This window comes from Agrobacterium salinitolerans (assembly GCF_002008225.1).
In the GTDB taxonomy this organism is placed as follows: Bacteria; Pseudomonadota; Alphaproteobacteria; order Rhizobiales; family Rhizobiaceae; genus Agrobacterium; species Agrobacterium salinitolerans.
In genome coordinates, this window is record NZ_MRDH01000021.1 from 140,134 (window position 1) to 157,646 (window position 17,513).

Below are 17,513 nucleotides of genomic sequence, written 5' to 3' on the forward strand. Positions count from 1 at the left end.
CGGCCGGCAAAGGCTCACCATTGCGGCTTCGGAATGACCGGCTTCGCTGCGCCCGGGCGGTCTGCGGGCGCAATCGCCACGAAACGGTCACCCTGCCATTGCCCCGCCCACCAGAGCTGGCGAAGCTGGTTGTCTTCAAGCTTGACCGGGCCGATGACGGTCTCGAAACTTCCCGTCGAAAGCTCATTCGCCACCGCCGCCTTATCAAGGCCGACACGTTGAACGGACTGGGCCAGCATTTCGAGGCTCGCATAGGTGATGGCGCTTGCCCAGCTGTCCGGCTTGGCGCCGATGAAGGCTTCGTGGCGCTTGAAATAATCCTCGATCTTGTCGCTGCTGCCATCGACGCCGCCGATGCTGATCACGCCTTCCTGCTTGCCATCGGAGACCTTCGGGAAGATCGGAAAAGCACCGCCGACACCGACATAAAGAACCTTCGGGTTGAATCGCGCGGTCTGCGCCTGTTTCGTCACCGCGAAACTGTCGGGCGGATAGGAAAAGGCAATGAAGCTGTCCGCGCCGCTCGCCGCCGCCTCGTTCACAAGTGCTGCGAAATCCGAGGTGCCGACCGGATAGGTCTTGTCGTAAGCAAGCGTGAAACCCGCTTCCTTCAGCGCCGGCCGCGCGGCCTTGATGAGATCGATGCCGAAACCGTCAGCCACGGAAATCACCGCGACCTTGTCGTTGATCTGGCCGGCATCGCGTGCGGCTTTCAAAACATCGGCCAGTGCATTGGCATAGTCATGGCCGCCGCCGAGCATCCAGAAGCTCTTTTTCCAGCGTGCCGCGAAATCGGGCGCCTTGTCGGTGACGCCCGTCACCGCAAGCTGCGGATAACCGAAACGGTCGTAGAGCGGAGCGACGGCCAGATTGAAGCCCGTTCCCCAGGGCGGCAGAATGAAATCGACCTTGTCCTGGCTGGCCAGACGCTCGGTGAACCGCACCGCATCCTCGGCCGAGGAGCGGTCGTCATATTCCACCACTTCCACCGGCAGGCGCTTGCCATCCGGCAGGGTGAGGCCGCCGGCATCGTTGACCTCCTTCACCCATAATTTGTAGTTGGGAATGGTGGTGATGCCGGCGCCCGTGGCGTTGGCGCCGCTTTTTGAGACGGCGTAACCGATCTTCACCGAGGTGCGGTCCTGCGCATTGGCGTGACCGAAAAATACCGCCGACAGGGCAGCACTGGAGAGCAGGCAGAACAGCGTTCTGCGCTTCAGATTATTCATGATGTTCCTCCCAAAGCGCGTTGTCGGGGTTGCCGTTCTCCTCAAGGCTTTCCCCTGCGCTGATCGAAGTTTAGCAATGACAGCCGCATATAAAATGCACTAATGTAGCGCATTATTGTACTTTTGGAGGTCTAATGCCGCTGCACAGCCAGATCGCCGGCAATCGCGTGGAGATCACGGCGCGCACCCTCGCCTCGACGCTGCGCATATCCGAGTTCCGGCTGGAATCGGATAGCGCCCATCTCCTTCTCCTGTCCGCCGGGGAAGCGGAAATCATACAGGGTGAAAAGACGCTGCCTGTCCCGGCACCAGGGCTGATCTGGCTGCCCATCGGTCCTAACGGCCGCCTACGGCTGAATGCCGGAAGCCGTGGATCGCTGCTTAAGACGACGGAAATCGGGCTTGCCCATGCGATGCCCACCGGCACGAGCGCAAGCGCTGTTCGCAATATATTGCAACGTGTTCTGACGCAGACGCCGGCGGAGGGGGACCGGCAGGAACTGGCGGGTTATCTCGAGACCATCGCCAGCGAAAATGTCCGCGCGACAACCGGTTCAGACACGATCATCACCAGCCTCCTCTCCGTCACCCTCATTCGCATATGCCAGCACGCCATCGCCGATATTGCCGCAGCCGTCTCCACGCCTGGCAGTCTCACCGAGCGTTTTGTGCTGCTGGTCAGCCAGCACAAACGCGATCAATGGGGCGTGGAAGACTATGCGAGGCAACTCGGCGTCAACCGTGAACGGCTGGGATTTGCGGTGCGCAAGGCGACGGGGCTTTCGCCGCAGGCCTATATTCACCGGGAACTGCTGTTCGAAGCGCGCGACCTTCTTGTGAACTCATCGCTGCAAGTCGCTGAAATCGCATTCCGATTGGGCTTTCAGGACCCCGGCTACTTCAATCGCTTCTTCACCCGCAACGAGGGCACGTCTCCCGGCCGTTTCAGGAGAACGGCAACGCGAATGCAGAAGGTTCCGCCGCCATCTTATGCGGCCTGGCCGTGACCTGACAGGCGGCTGAGAATTAGGCCGCTTCCAGTTCTTTGATATTGGCAAGGTCTGCTTCCAGCCTCGCAGCCGCCGCCTTAATGTCAAAGGCGTTCTGCAAGTTCAGCCAATATTCCGGTGTGGTCTTGAAAAATTTTGCAAGGCGCAAGGCGGTGTCGGCGGTGATACCAAGTTTCTCTCCCGCAATCCGTTCTATGCGGGTGCGCGGAATATTGAGGTGCCTTGCAAGAGCGTAAGCCGACATCCCCAGCGGCTCAAGATAGAGTTCCCGCAGGATTTCGCCCGGATGGATCGGAGGCGATTTGCTGATTGTCATGCTCGCTGGCCCTCCTTGGCCGATTTTTCATGAGCCTCTCGATGAGAATTCCAGACTAGTGATAGTCGGTTATTTCCACGCTTTCCGGTCCTGCTTCCGTCCAGACGAAGCAGATGCGCCACTGCTTGTTGATCTGGATCGAATATTGGCCCTCACGATCGCCGGACAGCTTTTCCAAACGATTGCCGGGCGGTGAGCGAAGGTCTTCTACCGTGGTCGCCGCATCCAGGATCGTGAGCAGCTGCTGGGCGCGGCGTACCAGATCGGCGGGAAAGCCCTTCTTCACAGATCCGTCGTCAATCGATGCGGTCAGCTTGTTTTTGAAGGAACGGATCATTGCTGGCCTCGTGATGTTGGTATCATAAACAGATACGCACAGAAGTCAACAGGGTCGTATCTTAAAGAGATACACCTATTGCCACCCCCGCCACCGTTCGATGCCGCCCTATCGGCAGCATCATCGGCTTGCCCGAGGTCGGATCTTCGATGACCCGGCTTTCGATGCCGAAGACGTGACGGACATTCTCTTCCGTCAGCACCTCTTCCGGCGTGCCGAACACATGCAGCTTCCCGTCCCTCATGGCAACGAGATGATCGGCATAACGGGCTGCGAGATTGAGGTCGTGCAGCACCATGACGATGGTGGTCTCGCGGGCGTGGTTGAGGTCGGTCAGAAGATCCAGCACCTCGACCTGGTGGCTGATATCGAGGAAGGTGGTCGGTTCATCCAGCAGCAATATGTCTGTCTGCTGAGCGAGCGCCATGGCGATCCAGACGCGTTGCCGCTGGCCGCCGGAAAGCTCGTCCACCGGCCGCTCGGCCAGTTCCACCGTATCGGTGGCGACAAGGGCTGCGGCGACGGCCTCGTCGTCCTGCCGCGACCAGCGGGCGAAGAGGCCGTGATGTGGGTGCCGGCCACGGCTGACGAGATCGGCAACCACGATACCCTCCGGCGCTATCGGCGATTGCGGCAAAAGGCCCATGTGCCGTGCGAGATCGCGGGAGGCAATACGATGGATCGATTTTCCATCGAGCAGAACCTGACCGGCGCGTGGCGTAATGAGCCGCGACATGCTGCGCAGCAAGGTGGACTTGCCGCAGGCATTGGCGCCGACGATGACGGTGATCTTGCCGCGTGGAACGGTGAGATCCAACCCTTCGATGATGAGGTTTTCGCCATAGCCGGCCGACAGGCCGTTCACGGAAAGGGAGTGGCCGGTCATAACGAGCCTCCGCTGCGGTTGACCCGCACGATAAGGTAAATCAGATAGGGCGCACCGAGCGCGCCGGTAACGACGCCGACCGGATAACGGCCCGGCAACAGAAACTGGCCGCAATAATCTCCCACCAGCACCAGCGCCGCCCCAACCAGCGCCGCAGGAAGGAGCAGCGAGCCGTTGCTGCCGACGATGCGCGCCGCAATCGGCCCGGAGAGGAAAGCGACAAACGCGATGGGACCCGAGACCGCCGTTGCAAAGGCGATCATGCCGACTGCGGCGATGATGACGATGATACGGGTTCGTCCCACCCGCACGCCGAGCGCTGCAGCGGCGTCGTCACCCAATCTCAACGCTTCCAGGTCACGCGCCCGGCTGAGGAGCAGGCCGCCGAACAGGATGAGCGCGATGAGGAGCGGCAGCAGTTGCGTGATTTTCGCGCCATTGACGCTTCCGGTCAGCCAGCGCATTGCCTCCTGCAATGTCCATGCCGGCGCAACGGAGAGTATATAGGCGATGAAGCTTTCCAGCATGGCTGAAACGCCGATGCCGACGAGGATCAGCCGCGTTCCGGCCACGCCGTTGCGGAAGGACAGGAGATAGACGAGAAGCGCGACGCCGAGACCGGCGGTGACGGCGAAGACCGAGATTAGCGGCCCGCTCATCTGCAAAACGACGATGGCGAAAACGGCTGCCGCACTTGCGCCGGAACTGATGCCGATAATATCGGGGCTGGCGAGCGGATTGCGCAGCATGATCTGGAAGGCGACGCCGCCGAGCCCGAAGCTCAGGCCAGCGAGGACCGCAAGCAGCGCGCGCGGCAGGCGCAACTGCCCGACGGTGAAGGTGACGCCGGCAATGTCCTCCCCCAACAGAACGCGAATGACATCGCCGGGCGGCGTGAAGGATTGTCCGAGCATCAGCGTAATTGCGAAAGCGGCAATCAGGATCACCGACAGGGCGGCGATGACAAGGCGACGTCGGCGCTGACGTGTATGGCGGTTGAAGACGAGATTTTCGATGACGGGAGCGGATATGGTCACAATTCACGCACCCGCTGGCGTCTGACAATCCAGATGAAGAAAGGCGCGCCGACAAGGGCGGTGACAATGCCAACATCGAGTTCCGACGGCCGCGCCACGATGCGCCCGACAATATCGCCGGCAAGCAGCAGGCACGCCCCGCCAAGTGCCGAGAACGGCAAAAGCCAGCGATTGTCCACCCCGACGAGCAGGCGGCAGAGATGCGGCACCACCAGCCCGACAAAACCGATCGGCCCGCAAATGGCGGTAGCCGCACCGCAGAGCAGAATGGCACCGAAGGAGGCTACGGCTCGGGCCACCGCAACATTCTCGCCAAGCCCGGCGGCGAGTTCGTCTCCGAGCGCCAGAGAATTCAGCTTGCGCGCCGAAAGCAGGCTGATGATGAAGCCGGCGGCCAGAAAGGGCAGCACGGTCTCGATGCGCTCGAAAGTCGCCCCACCGACGCCGCCGATCTGCCAGGAACGGATGCCGCCGGCAATATCGCTACGCGGCAGCACGACGGCAATGACGAGCGAGGAAAAGGCGACGGAGGTGGCGGCGCCCGCAAGTGCGAGTTTCAGCGGTGTCGCCCCGCCTCGCCCGAGCGAACCGACGACATAAACGAAAACCGCAGATCCCCCCGCCCCGGCAATCGCGACCATGATGAAGGCCTGCGCCGTGGCGATACCGAACCAGACAATGCCGATGACGACGGCGAGCGACGCCCCCATGTTGACACCGAGAATGCCTGGATCGGCAAGCGGATTGCGGGTGACGCCCTGCATGATGGCCCCGGCCAGCCCGAGTGCAGCCCCGGAAAGGAGCGCGAGCAGCGTGCGCGGCACGCGCACCGCGACGGCCGCCTCGGCAACCGTCTCGACGCGGCAGCTGAGCCCACCAACAATATCCGCAAAAGAGACCTCACGCGTGCCGATGGCGACGGAGAGCGCACATAGCAGTGCGAGAAGCGCCAGCACCGCACCGAGCCAGGCCGTTCGCACGCGGTTGGAGCGGCCGGCGAGCAGCGCGGCCGTCGCTTTGCCAGGGCCGGACAATGTCACTGCGATTTCCCGGAGGATTTGTCGGCAGCCTTTGCCAGAAGATCGGCATAGTCCTTCAACACCCACGAAATCGACAGCGGCGTGGGGTTGGAGGCGGTGCCAAGCGGATCGCGGCCCAGCATGACGATCGCATCATTGGCAACGGCCGGCATGCGCGCGAGAAGCGGATCGGCCCGCATGGCATTCAGCAACGGCTCACTGCCATAGGTCACGACGATATCGACATCGTCAAAGGCATCCACACGCTCGGCGCTGACGCCAGCGGCGAATTGCCCCGGCTTCGTCGCCTCCAAGACGCTTTTCGGCGAGGCAAGCCCAAGATCGGCGAAAAACTTCACCCTGGTATCGTTGGCCGTATAGAAATTGACGACGCTGAGATTGGTGGCGTCGAGATGGGTGACGAACATGGCCGACTTGCCCTTCAGCTGCGGATGGCCGGCAACGACCTCAGCAATCTCACCCTCGATGCGTTTGATGAGCGCCTCACCTTCCGCAACCATGCCAAGCCCGGCGCTGTTCAGCCGGATCATCTCGCGCCAGTCCGTTGCCCAGGGAGAAACGGGATAGGCGACGACTGGGGCGATCTGGCTCAGCGTATCGTAGTCGGACCGGCTGAGGCCTGAATAGGCGGCAAGGATAACATCCGGCTGCGTCGCCGCAACGGCCTCGAAATCTATACCGTCACCCTCGTCGAACAGAACAGGCTTTGCCGCGTCGAGTTCGGTAAGCCGCTTCGCCACCCATGGCAGCAGGCCATCGCCGTCATCATCGCCGAAATTGGCCGCCGCAAAGCCGACAGGTACGATGCCGAGGGCCAGCGGCACCTCATGGTTGGCCCAGGCGACAGTCGCTACCCGCTGCGGTTTCTTCGCAATCGTGGTCGTGCCGAACGCATGTTTGATGACGATGGGATAGCGGGTTGTCTCCTCCGCCGAGGCCATATTCGGCGCGATCATCGACAGGAAAAGCACAAATACCGGCACGAGGCAGCGGAACGGGCAAAGCATTGGCGAGCTCTCAAAAGTTCAAAAGTGGACTTGAACTCTCAGCTTCAATTGCCCCCGTCAAGCCCAGGCAGGAAATGGCGTCGCAACAGCGGTGAAATTTCCGGGGTTTTGTACAAAACCGCAAAAAGTTACAATACCGGACAAACTTTCTCAAGTTATTGGGCACTTCGAGAGTGGGCCGTGCAAGCGGCGGTCGGGGTATCAACGTCTGGAACATACCAATGAATATCGAAACCGAAGGCAGACACCGCAAAACCACGCGACGTCGTTATCAGGATGCGGCGCTGCTTGCCTGCACGGCGCTTGTCGCTACCCTGCCCGGCTCCCTGCTGGCGCAGGAAGCTGCCAACACGGGCGGCAGCACGGTTCTGGAGCGCATCACCATCGAAAGCGGCGACAATGACCAGAAGTCCATTGTCGCCACCCGCACCACGAGCGGCAGCAAGATGGCGACCGATATTCTCGACACACCGGCCTCCGTTTCCGTCATCACCGCCAAGGAAATGCAGCAGCGCGGCGCGCAGAGCGTGGAAGAGGCGCTGCAATATACCGCCGGTGTGACAACGGATTTTTACGGCTCCGACGACCGTTTCGACTATTTCAAGATTCGCGGTTTCGACGCCTATACCTATCGCGACGGGTTGACGCTTGGCCGTCCCTTCGGCGCGCTGCGCGAAGAAACCTATGCCTATGAGCGCGTGGAAGTGCTGAAGGGCGGCAATTCCACCACCTTTGGCGTCTCGGATCCCGGCGGCTCGGTGAATTATTCCACCAAGGTGCCGAAACGCACCCGTTTCGGTGAAGCCTATGTCACCGGCGGCTCCTATGGCCGCGCCGAAACCGGCTTCGACTTTGGCGACAATATCACCAGCGACGACACGCTGTCCTATCGCCTGACCGGCAAGCTCAGAAATGCCGATGCGGAATATGACTATTCCCGCGACGACGAGAAATTCTTCATGGGCGGCTTAACCTGGCGCCCCACGGACGTCACCAGCCTTACCGTGGTTTACGATCATCTGAACAAGGATGGCGTTCCGGGCGGGGGCGGCCATCCCGTCGGCTCGCATTTCGACCGGAGCCGCTTCTTCGGCGAACCGGACTACAATTATCGCGGCACGAACCGCAATTCGCTGAGCGTGATGTTCGACCACGATTTCGGCTCCGGCCTGACGCTGAGTTCCAATGCGCGCTACAGCAAGGCGAATACGGACTTCGGTTACGCCTATATCTCGTCGACACCGACCAACGGTTCGACCATCGCCAACCGGTCCTATTTCGGAAACGACACCGAGACCGAAAACTTCCTGATCGACACACGCCTGCAATATGACACGCGGGTTGAAAATGTCGAAAGCCGCAGCCTCGTCGGCGTTTTTTATAACAACTACGAATCCGGCAGCAAAAGCTACTTCGGTGCTGCGCCGAGCATCAACTGGATGAACCCGGTCTATACCGGCGCACCCGCTTCCGTGCCGCTCTATGCCGACTCCCTGACGGACCAGAAGACCAAGGCGATCTATCTCCAGCAGGACTTCACCTTCTTCGACAGGCTGATCGTCAGCGCCGGCCTGCGCAACGACTGGATCGACACCGAGCAGACCAATCGGCTGAATGGCACGACGGCCAGCGGCGACATCAGCGAACTGACCAAGCGCATCGGCGTGTCCTACAAGGTCACCAACGAAATCGCGCCTTATATCAGCTATGCCGAATCGGTAGTGCCCGCATCCGGCCTGACGGTAGAGCCCGAACGCGGCGAGCAGATCGAACTCGGGGTGAAATACCGGCCCGACGCTTTCCCGGCCCTGTTCACCGCATCGATCTACGATCTGAAGAAGAACAACATTACCGTTACCAGCCCGATCACCAGCCTGCCGACCACCATCGGCGAGGTACGCGTGCGCGGTCTCGATCTCGAAGCCAAGGCGGAAGTGACCGACAATCTCAGCCTGACGGCGGCCTATTCCTATCTCGACGCGGAAATCACGGAAAACGGCACCGGCGGCAATGTCGGCAACCGGCCGCAATTCGTGCCAGAGCATCAGGCTTCATTGTGGGTCAATTATACGCTTGCTGGCAACGACCATTTCGGCGACATGACCTTCGGTCTCGGCGGCCGCTACACCGGCGCTTATTATTTCGACAATGCCAACAAGGTCGAAACAGGAAGCAGCGTGACCGTGGATGCCGCGTTCAGCTACAAGATTCAGGAAACCGCCTCGCTGGACGTCAATGTTTCCAACATCTTCAACGAAAAACACGTCTCTTATGGCGGGTTCGGCGCTGACTTTTATAATCCCGGCCGGGCGTTTTCCGTGACCTTGCGAAAAACGTGGTGAAAATCTATATTAGCAATATTTTTCAGAATATTGCATATATTTCCTCACACATCACGTCATCCTCGGGCTTGTCCCGAGGATCTAACCAGCCCGCATCAAGACACCGATCTCGCCCCGTCAAAGCAGCTTGTGCAGACGTCGCCAGGCGGCGGGCGTGTTGCCCACGGACTGGCGGAAAGCCTTGGTCAGATGGGCCTGATCGGAAAAGCCGAGCTGGGCGGCGATATCGGCCACCGTCAGATCGCCTTCCAGCAGAAGTTTCTGGGCGGCATTGATGCGCCGCTCCAATTGCCATTGCAGCGGCGTCTTGCCGGTGGTCTGGCGAAATACGGTGGCGAACCAGCTTTCCGAAAGCCCGACGATATCGGCCATCTCGGCAACCGTCATACGGTCGTCGCCACGTTTTTCGACCTGGGCAAGAAGCTTGTTCAACTGCGCCTGCGTCAGCCTGCCATTAGCCTGCTCCGGCGCTGGGCCGGGAATATCCAGCAGGCCGGCAACGATGCTGCCGACAAGACTTTCCGCATAGACCGCATGTTTCGAGGGTTCGGAGAGCTCATCGACAAGCAGGCCGGCAAGGGTTTCCACCGAACCGATGTCCTGTATCTCGACCGGGCGACGCAGCGCCGACATCGCCGCGGAACTGCCGACCGACGGTGACAGGAAGCGCAACAACCGGTCCTTATGAATATGCAGGTTGAGATGCGAGAACCGATGGGTAGCGCTGCTGCTCGTCCACATCGGCACGCCGGCGGGCACATAAACCGCCCGTGTCATCGGCCGCGAATGGTTGGTAAATTCGCCATTGCGGTTGGACATGCTGATGCGCGAGGAGACATCGTTGAAAAAGATCATGATACGCGGATCGGCGGCCAGATAATAACCCTTGGCTCCCATCTGGCTTTCCGCTTCCCAGAAAGCACTGACTAGTCCGTCGAACTGGCGCCATTTCACCGGCGCGGTGACGCTGATGCCTTCCGTGTGCCAGGTCATGGAATGCCAGAAACTCAATGCGGGTACCGTCCGGTTGTCGGGTCTGGGGTAAGCGTATGAAAGGGCGCGCGCACCACGCCAGTCATCCCGCTCCGCCCCATTAACATGACTCATCAATTCATGTTAATAGCAAAGATCGTTATAAAGTGAAACATTCGCTGCGGCGACCGCGCTGGAACCTCTGCTCATGACGGCCGTTGAACTCCTGACAGAAGTGCAACAAGGGAGATTACCATGGACAGCAAGAAGGAACCGGGCGACTTCGCAGACAAGAAGCGTGAAGAGAACGGCCGTGGCGTGATCGTGGCTGGGCCGGACGCGCATGAAAACGAGAAGGACGGCAAAGCACCGTCGCCAGACGCAGGAAAAACCCCGACCGGCAAACCGGTTCCGTCCTCGGACCGGCGATAGGAAAACCGTCCGCGCAAACAAGATAATGCGGGCCTATAAGGCGTCCCGCAATCTTTCACCGTCGCGGCAAACGTTGCGCCTTGGCGGTCGATAGAACGAAAAACACCTCCCCGATTTCTCGGGGAGGTGTTTATTCTCAAACAGCCGGATTTTTCTTACAGAAGGTCAAAACGGTCGGCGTTCATCACCTTCGTCCAGGCGGCGACGAAGTCACGCACGAATTTCTCCCTGCTGTCATCCTGCGCATAAACTTCCGCATAGGCGCGCAGGATGGAGTTCGAACCAATGACGAGGTCAACGCGGGTCGCCGTATACTTGGCTGCCCCGGTCTTGCGGTCACGAATCTCATAGAGATTGTTGCCGGTCGGAACCCAGGAATAGGCCATATCCGTCAGCGTCGTGAAGAAGTCCGTCGTCAGCGCGCCGGGCTTGTCGGTGAACACGCCATGGGCCGTACCGGCGTAATTGGCGCCGATGACGCGCAGGCCGCCGATGAGCACGGTCAGTTCCGGCGCGGTCAGGCCCAGAAGCTGCGCGCGATCGAGCAGCAGTTCTTCAGGGCTGACCACATAGTCCTTTTTGACCCAGTTGCGGAAACCATCCGCCAGGGGCTCAAGCGGGGCAAAGCTGTCGGCATCCGTCTGCTCGGCGGAAGCATCGCCACGGCCGGCCGCGAAAGGCACGGCAATGTCGAAGCCAGCCGCTTTCGCCGCCTGTTCCACACCGCAATTACCGGCCAGAACGATCACATCCGCGATGCTCGCGCCGGTTTCACGGGCAATCGGCTCCAGAACCGAGAGCACATGGGAAAGACGGGCGGGCTCGTTGCCTTCCCAGTCCTTTTGCGGTGCAAGGCGGATGCGTGCGCCATTGGCGCCGCCGCGTTTGTCCGAACCGCGGAAGGTGCGGGCGCTATCCCAGGCGGTCGAAACCAGATCGGCAACCGAAAGGCCCGACGCCGCGATCTTCGCCTTGACGGCGGAGACATCGTAGCTGGTGGAGCCTGCGGGGATGGGGTCCTGCCAGATCAGGTCTTCCGCCGGAACGTCCGGACCGAAATAACGGGACTTCGGACCCATGTCGCGATGCGTCAGCTTGAACCATGCACGGGCGAAAACCTTAGAGAAATGGTCCTGATCGTCCTTGAATTTCAGCGAAATCTCGCGGTAGATCGGATCGACCTTCAGGGCCATGTCGGCATCGGTCATCATGGGAATGGTGCGGATCGAGGCGTCCTCGACGTCCACGGGTTTGTCTTCCTCGGCGATGGTAATCGGCGCCCATTGCGATGCACCGGCGGGGCTGTGGGTCAACGTCCACTCATGCTTGAACAGCATGTCGAAGAAGCCGTTGTCCCACTTGGTCGGATGGCTGGTCCAGGCGCCTTCAATGCCCGACACCACCGTGTCGCGACCGATGCCGCGACCCTTGGTGTTCATCCAGCCAAGACCCTGATATTCCGGGCCGGCGGCTTCCGGATCGGGGCTGAGGTTGGCGGCGCTGCCATTGCCATGCGACTTGCCGATGGTGTGACCGCCGGCGGTCAGAGCCACGGTTTCCTCGTCGTCCATGCCCATGCGGGCGAATGTCTCACGCATCTGTGCGGCGGTCGCCAGCGGATCGGACTTGCCGTTGACGCCTTCCGGGTTGACGTAGATGAGGCCCATCTGCACGGCGGCAAGCGGGTTTTCCAGCGTCGCGGGCTTGGTCACATCGCCGTAACGGCCGTCGCTCGGCGCCAGCCATTCCTTTTCGTCACCCCAATAGGTGTCCTTTTCCGGAGCCCAGATATCCTCACGACCGAAAGCGAAACCGAAGGTCTTCAGACCGGCGACGTCATAGGCGATGGTGCCGGCGAGTGCGATAAGATCCGCCCAGGAAATCTTGTTGCCGTATTTCTTCTTGATCGGCCACAGCAGGCGGCGGCCCTTGTCGGTGTTGACGTTATCCGGCCAGGAATTGAGCGGGGCAAAACGCTGGTTGCCGGTGTTGGCGCCGCCGCGACCGTCAGTCACGCGGTAGGAGCCCGCCGCATGCCAGGTAACACGCGCCATCATGCCGACATAGCTGCCCCAGTCGGCCGGCCACCAGTCCTGGCTGTCGGTCATCAGCGCTCGCAGATCGGCCTTCAGCGCCTCGACGTCGAGCGTCTTCAGGGCTTCGCGATAGTTGAAGGAGGTGCCGAGCGGATTGGTCTTGGTATCGTGCTGATGCAGGATGTCGAGGTTCAGCGCGTTCGGCCACCATTCGGTCACCGATTTACCCGAGGCCGTGTTGCCTCCGTGCATGACAGGACACTTGCCAGCCGGTTTTGAAGTTGCGTCCATTTCGCCCTCCGATGGGTTTGACAATTAAACCAATAATCAATTCGACATGTGCAGCGTGGAAGCCAGAGCCAGCAGTTGGTCATGGGAAACCGTGCAGCGACGCTGGTAACCTCTCACAGCTACAGCCTCTTTCTGTCAGGAAGATGACTAACAGCCGGGTTCCATAATTTCCAATTGTATATTCTAAAGGCTGCGATATGCTGAGCTTATGATTGCGCTCTCCATGAAACATCTCCGTTATTTCGATGCGCTGGCCAAGATCGGCCATTTCGGCCGGGCGGCGGAGGCTTGCGCGATTTCCCAACCGGCGCTGTCGCTGCAGATCCGGGAGCTGGAAGAACTGATCGGCGCGCCGCTCGTCGAACGGAGCAGCCGCCAAATCCGGCTGACGGCGCTTGGTGAGGAATTCGCCGAACGAACCCGCTCGATCTTGCGTTCGGTGGATGAGTTGCAGGATCTGGCGCGGGCGCGGCATGGGCCGCTCAGCGGGCGCCTGCGCATCGGCGTCATTCCCACCGTCGCACCCTATCTTTTACCACAGATTATCAAGACACTCACGCGACATTATCCCGGACTGGAGGCCCGCCCGCGCGAGGCGGTGACGCAGAAACTCATCGACGACCTTCTGGAAGCCCGGCTGGACATGGCGATCGTCGCCCTGCCCGTCTCGGAGCCGGCCCTGGAGGAAGTTCCACTGTTTTCGGAGGAATTCATCCTGGTGCGACCTATGGAGGATGCGGGCATGCCGGTGCCGAGCGCCGACAAGCTGGGCGAAATGCGCCTGCTGCTTTTGGAAGAAGGCCATTGTTTCCGCAACCAGGCGCTTTCCTTCTGCAGCACGACCAATGCGCCGCCGCGCGTGCTGATGGAAGGCTCCTCGCTCTCCACCCTTGTGCAGATGGTCGGCGCCGGCATCGGGGTCACGCTTATTCCGCAGATGGCGGTCGACATGGAGACAAGGCAATCCACGGTCTCTGTGTTCCGACTGGCGGAGCCTCGTCCTTCCCGCACCATCGGCATCGTGTGGCGTAAGAGCAATCCGCTCTCGGCGCAGTTCGCCCATATTGCGGAGATCGTCCGCGAATGCGGCCTCCAGAAGCTGGCGGCCGCCGCCTGAAGAAATCCGCCACCCAACGGGCTTAATTATGAGGTGCCGGACCATTACGGCATCTAGATGCCTGGAACGAGCGTTCCGTCCTGCAGCATGCACCTTGGCTTGGCCGGCTTTTTGCTGCCTCAATCTTGCGGGAAGCTGGCATCACCACCGGCCTTCGCCTCGCCGCCATCAATCTCGGCCTGAAAACCATCCCCGTCGATCGGCGCCGGCATCGTAATCGAGGCACGCGGCTCCTTGCCGTCGCCGATGGATTTTTGGCGGCCGCCGAGATCGGCATGAATGAGCATGACCGGCTGACCGTGGTAAAAACGATGTTCGACAGAAAACCGGGCGGGCGCCGGGCCTCTTCAAAGCTGCCGGAACTTGTCGAGCTCGTTATGGCGAAGCCATTCGCATCAGCAACGATCGTGGCGAAGACGCTGGATGTCACGCTGCAGGCGGCGCGTCGGATAGTTAGCGAGCTCGGGATGCGCGAGAAGACGGGGCGGATGTTTCGGGCCCGGTGTATTGTAATAAGCAGATAGCGACCTGACATCGTGGTCTGGAATATCGCTGGCCTCATAGTCGGTCCACGCTCTCTGGTTGGTCATGGACCGGCAAAAATACCGGCGATATGATTGCTTGAGATGCAACCTATCGCTATGTTCCTAGGCTCAGGACTTCGGTAACGGGGCCGTTCCAGTCAAGCAAAATGTAAGGACCGCAGCAGCGCCGTCAGGCTGCCAATGCGGCAAATAATCCGACAAATTCCCTTTCGCCGATGCCTGGCTTGCTTTGCCCTTCGTTTGAGGTCACCCCGGGTTCATGCTTCGGTCCGTGGTCAGCGCGATGGCTGCCAACATGATGCTGGTCCAGTGCGGCAATTCCGATGTGCCCATCTCGTTGGCGTGCTCGACCGAGGCCGGCGACAGTCCTGACCACGACATCATCGGAACCGCGTCCCGGTTGAGACCTCGAAGGTCTGCGGTCAGACAGACATCAACGACATGGTTCTGCTATAAACGCTCAGGCCGATTTGGCGATCAACGGGACTGTGGAGAATTCCGTACCATCCCTCCACATCCGGTGCAGGATTGTGCCGATGCGCCTTGCCAAGGCCACCATCGCGCGCTTTGCACCTCGGCGTTTGGCAACCTGTGCAGCCCAGCTTCTCAGCCATGTCGAGCGACCCCGATGTATCATGACGTTAGCCGCTTGGCACAGGGCTCTTCGCAGATTGGCGTCGCCAGCTCGCGTAATGCCGCCGATCACATCGCGCTCCCCGGACTGGTTGCGCGATGGTGTAAGGCCAACCCATGGACCAACTTTCTTGGACGATGAGAACCGTCCAGGATCATCGACGGCGGATCGGAAAGTTAAAGCGACGACCGCCCCAATCCCCGGCATCGTCATCAGCAGTCGGCACACCGCGTCATCCTTCGCAAGCAGACGGACCTGACGTTCGAGCCCGGCAAAGGATATCGCCCAGGAAGCGGGAAGATATGCTGAGGTAGGTGGCCACCATGTTCATGCTAAAGCTGCGTTTAAGAACCACATGAACTATAACCCAAAAGACGGATTCTCGATTAGTCAGGAGTTTATGAATACCTACGGTTTACGCCATGCAGACATGACATCTTATCAAAGACAGGCATTCACTGAACTTGCTCGCACGGGAAAACCAAATACTCTAGCGGAGCATACACGTATTGCAGTAGAAGCCTTGAAGGCTGGCGGCGCAGACGAAACGCTCGCACGAACATTAGTTGCACGATCTTTGGCAGCGCTGCGCGCGTCTGGTGTTCGTGTACCCACCGATATTCCTTGGAAGAAATAGGAGGTGATCGAATGACGCAGGACTTAGATACCTTTGGAAGATTGCTTATGAAAGATGTTCGAGACCAAACGATTTTAGAATATGATGGAATGGTCTCGGGAAAAATCAATTCTATTTCGGGGAAAAAATTACGAGCCTTACTCGATCAATTTGATCAAGATCAGAGGGAAGCGATCAAGAGTATTATATTGACACAAATCGACGGAGCTATTCACAATTTTCTTTGGTTGATTGAAAAGGGAGGTGATTCGTCTTTCCCGGTTGTTTTAAACGGAGGGATTCCTCCAGTTGATTTAGCTACGGCCAGCGACGGTCTCACGGGTGAACTTTACAGCGATGAAGGGTGGATAGCCCGATATTCTATGAACAGAGGTACTTTTTCATAAGAACGCAGTCTGAGACAAGGCTTTTTCCAGTTGTGCCATCCGGTACACATACGAACTTACCTATATGGATAAATTTTAGCTGGATCAGGGTCACCAGTACGCCACTCAATCATATCGCAGGTAAATGATGGCCGATGATTCAGCGAAATCCAGACTAAAGGATCTCATCAAAAAGCTGGTCGCAGTTCCCGATACTGAGGAGGAGCTGGGCAAAATCACAGATGAGATCAATGATTTATCTCCCGATTCCGCATGGTCGAACTACATTTTCTATTCTACTGAATTCGAAAATGCTGACGGAGATATCGATGTTGATCGAGTTATAGAGGAAATATATAAAAACAAATCAATTATTCTTTGATTTTATATACGTTTTTTAGCTTTTGACAGACGGGGATTCGTTGCGGCAGTGATGCGCATGTCGCAATCGACACCGCGTGGTACAATGCCGGCTAGTCGGAAGGTTGACATCTCGTGGGATGCGGTACGCGCTTGTCTTATGACTATCGACGCTTCTTTGTGAGATAAAGAAGCGCCGGAGAGGAGTGCAATCCTCTTCCGGCGATGGGGGACGGATCGGTGACGCGCAGGTCGCCATTCTAACGAATGCCGGGCCGAGCTAGAGTATGATCGCCCCCATCTTTTCCAATCGTCCTGAACGGATACCCGAGCCTCGGACTCGGATGACAAGCATGGGAGACGGAAAAGATGACGGATATTACCATCGGCGCGGACATCTCGAAAGACCATATCGACCTGCACAGCCTGCCAGACGGCCAAGCGTTGAAGGTCACCAACGATCGTAAGGGCTTCAGCGCCATCCTGAAGTGGATCGGCGCAAAGAGCGTGGAGCGCATCGTTTACGAACCCACCGGCCCTTATCACAAGGCCTTTGAACGCTTCATGGCAGCAAACGGATTGCCGCTCTCCAGGGTCAATCCCCGTCTTGCACGGCGCTTTTGTGAAGCCACCGGCAGGCTCGCCAAGACGGACAGGATCGATGCTGAACTGCTGGCCCGTTACGGCGCGCTTCTTGAACCGCGCATCCTTAAGGCCAACACGCAAATCTGCAATGACTTGAAAGAGTTGCATCTGGCACGGCTGGCCCTCATCAAGGACAGGACGGCCGCGAACAACAGGGCAAAGAACCTTTCCAACCCACTGCTGAAGAAACAGAACGTAAGCGGCAAGCTGAGACCGTTCAGCGCGTGTAATTCCACGGCATGAGTGCATCGAGGTCGCTGCTGGGCCAACCATTG

18 protein-coding genes and 2 pseudogenes are annotated in these 17,513 nt (G+C 59.2%); 9 read left to right on the plus strand and 11 right to left on the minus strand.

Annotated elements, in window-relative coordinates; translation table 11 throughout:
- Positions 1–14: 14 nt before the first annotated feature.
- Positions 15–1,229, minus strand: a complete 1,215-nt coding sequence (locus BS627_RS14835) for an amino acid ABC transporter substrate-binding protein (RefSeq protein WP_077983948.1) — start codon at positions 1,227–1,229, stop codon at positions 15–17.
- A gap of 134 nt (positions 1,230–1,363) precedes the next feature.
- Between BS627_RS14835 and BS627_RS14840 the strand changes: the two genes are divergently transcribed.
- Positions 1,364–2,236 carry a helix-turn-helix transcriptional regulator gene (locus BS627_RS14840; protein WP_077983949.1) on the plus strand — a complete coding sequence of 291 codons (873 nt, stop codon included), beginning with the start codon at positions 1,364–1,366 and terminating at the stop codon, positions 2,234–2,236.
- A 19-nt stretch (positions 2,237–2,255) separates the two neighbouring features.
- On the opposite strand, the gene BS627_RS14845 is transcribed toward BS627_RS14840, so the two are convergent.
- The 6 genes from BS627_RS14845 to BS627_RS14870 form a co-directional block, all read right to left on the minus strand.
- The gene (locus BS627_RS14845) at positions 2,256–2,555 is read right to left on the minus strand and encodes a HigA family addiction module antitoxin (RefSeq protein ID WP_035264270.1); all 300 of its coding nucleotides are present in this window, start codon (positions 2,553–2,555) and stop codon (positions 2,256–2,258) included.
- Between the two features lie 55 nt (positions 2,556–2,610).
- A complete protein-coding gene (locus BS627_RS14850; protein WP_077983950.1) occupies positions 2,611–2,892 on the minus strand; it encodes a type II toxin-antitoxin system RelE/ParE family toxin in 282 nt (93 codons plus the stop codon).
- 61 nt (positions 2,893–2,953) lie between these two features.
- Positions 2,954–3,778, minus strand: coding sequence for an ABC transporter ATP-binding protein (locus BS627_RS14855; protein ID WP_077983951.1), 825 nt, complete (start codon positions 3,776–3,778; stop codon positions 2,954–2,956).
- On the minus strand, positions 3,775–4,815 hold the full coding sequence (locus BS627_RS14860) for a FecCD family ABC transporter permease (protein ID WP_077983952.1): 1,041 nt from the start codon (positions 4,813–4,815) through the stop codon (positions 3,775–3,777). The genes BS627_RS14855 and BS627_RS14860 overlap by 4 nt, the downstream gene beginning before the upstream one ends.
- The gene (locus tag BS627_RS14865) at positions 4,812–5,855 is read right to left on the minus strand and encodes a FecCD family ABC transporter permease (protein ID WP_077983953.1); all 1,044 of its coding nucleotides are present in this window, start codon (positions 5,853–5,855) and stop codon (positions 4,812–4,814) included. The genes BS627_RS14860 and BS627_RS14865 overlap by 4 nt, the downstream gene beginning before the upstream one ends.
- Complete coding sequence (locus tag BS627_RS14870) at positions 5,852–6,862, minus strand: iron-siderophore ABC transporter substrate-binding protein (RefSeq protein ID WP_077983954.1); 1,011 nt, start codon at positions 6,860–6,862, stop codon at positions 5,852–5,854. Before BS627_RS14870 ends, BS627_RS14865 begins: the two co-directional genes overlap by 4 nt.
- 221 nt (positions 6,863–7,083) lie before the next feature.
- Between BS627_RS14870 and BS627_RS14875 the strand changes: the two genes are divergently transcribed.
- A complete protein-coding gene (locus BS627_RS14875) occupies positions 7,084–9,204 on the plus strand; it encodes a TonB-dependent siderophore receptor (protein WP_077983955.1) in 2,121 nt (706 codons plus the stop codon).
- A gap of 117 nt (positions 9,205–9,321) precedes the next feature.
- Here BS627_RS14875 and BS627_RS14880 read toward each other — a convergent pair whose 3' ends face one another.
- Positions 9,322–10,215, minus strand: coding sequence for a helix-turn-helix domain-containing protein (locus BS627_RS14880; protein WP_202048355.1), 894 nt, complete (start codon positions 10,213–10,215; stop codon positions 9,322–9,324).
- A 216-nt stretch (positions 10,216–10,431) separates the two neighbouring features.
- Here BS627_RS14880 and BS627_RS24590 point away from each other — a divergent pair, with 216 nt between their 5' ends.
- Positions 10,432–10,608 (plus strand): hypothetical protein, encoded by a 177-nt coding sequence (locus tag BS627_RS24590; protein ID WP_077983957.1) that lies wholly within the window; start codon positions 10,432–10,434, stop codon positions 10,606–10,608.
- A gap of 155 nt (positions 10,609–10,763) precedes the next feature.
- Here the strand turns inward: BS627_RS24590 and katG are convergent, their stop codons facing one another.
- Positions 10,764–12,935, minus strand: a complete 2,172-nt coding sequence (gene katG, locus BS627_RS14890) for a catalase/peroxidase HPI (protein ID WP_077983958.1) — start codon at positions 12,933–12,935, stop codon at positions 10,764–10,766.
- 208 nt (positions 12,936–13,143) lie between these two features.
- Here katG and BS627_RS14895 point away from each other — a divergent pair, with 208 nt between their 5' ends.
- Both BS627_RS14895 and BS627_RS14900 read left to right on the plus strand, forming a co-directional pair.
- Entirely contained in the window at positions 13,144–14,052 is a 909-nt protein-coding gene (locus BS627_RS14895; RefSeq protein ID WP_077983959.1) for a hydrogen peroxide-inducible genes activator, read from the plus strand.
- 53 nt (positions 14,053–14,105) lie between these two features.
- Positions 14,106–14,576: pseudogene (locus tag BS627_RS14900) on the plus strand (DUF1612 domain-containing protein); the annotation flags it as partial.
- Between the two features lie 267 nt (positions 14,577–14,843).
- Here the strand turns inward: BS627_RS14900 and BS627_RS24595 are convergent.
- Both BS627_RS24595 and BS627_RS14905 read right to left on the minus strand, forming a co-directional pair.
- Positions 14,844–14,981: a hypothetical protein gene (locus BS627_RS24595; protein WP_165691261.1), complete on the minus strand. Its 138-nt coding sequence runs from the start codon at positions 14,979–14,981 to the stop codon at positions 14,844–14,846.
- A 76-nt stretch (positions 14,982–15,057) separates the two neighbouring features.
- Positions 15,058–15,444 (minus strand): transposase, encoded by a 387-nt coding sequence (locus BS627_RS14905; RefSeq protein WP_276327093.1) that lies wholly within the window; start codon positions 15,442–15,444, stop codon positions 15,058–15,060.
- A 142-nt stretch (positions 15,445–15,586) separates the two neighbouring features.
- Here BS627_RS14905 and BS627_RS14910 point away from each other — a divergent pair, with 142 nt between their 5' ends.
- The 4 genes and pseudogenes from BS627_RS14910 to BS627_RS14925 all read left to right on the plus strand — a co-directional run.
- A complete protein-coding gene (locus BS627_RS14910; RefSeq protein WP_205635501.1) occupies positions 15,587–15,868 on the plus strand; it encodes a hypothetical protein in 282 nt (93 codons plus the stop codon).
- An 11-nt stretch (positions 15,869–15,879) separates the two neighbouring features.
- Positions 15,880–16,254: a hypothetical protein gene (locus tag BS627_RS14915; protein ID WP_077983960.1), complete on the plus strand. Its 375-nt coding sequence runs from the start codon at positions 15,880–15,882 to the stop codon at positions 16,252–16,254.
- Between the two features lie 127 nt (positions 16,255–16,381).
- Positions 16,382–16,615 carry a hypothetical protein gene (locus tag BS627_RS14920; RefSeq protein WP_131829423.1) on the plus strand — a complete coding sequence of 78 codons (234 nt, stop codon included), beginning with the start codon at positions 16,382–16,384 and terminating at the stop codon, positions 16,613–16,615.
- A 347-nt stretch (positions 16,616–16,962) separates the two neighbouring features.
- A pseudogene (locus BS627_RS14925) lies at positions 16,963–17,436 on the plus strand (IS110 family transposase); the annotation flags it as partial.
- Positions 17,437–17,513: the final 77 nt, after the last annotated feature.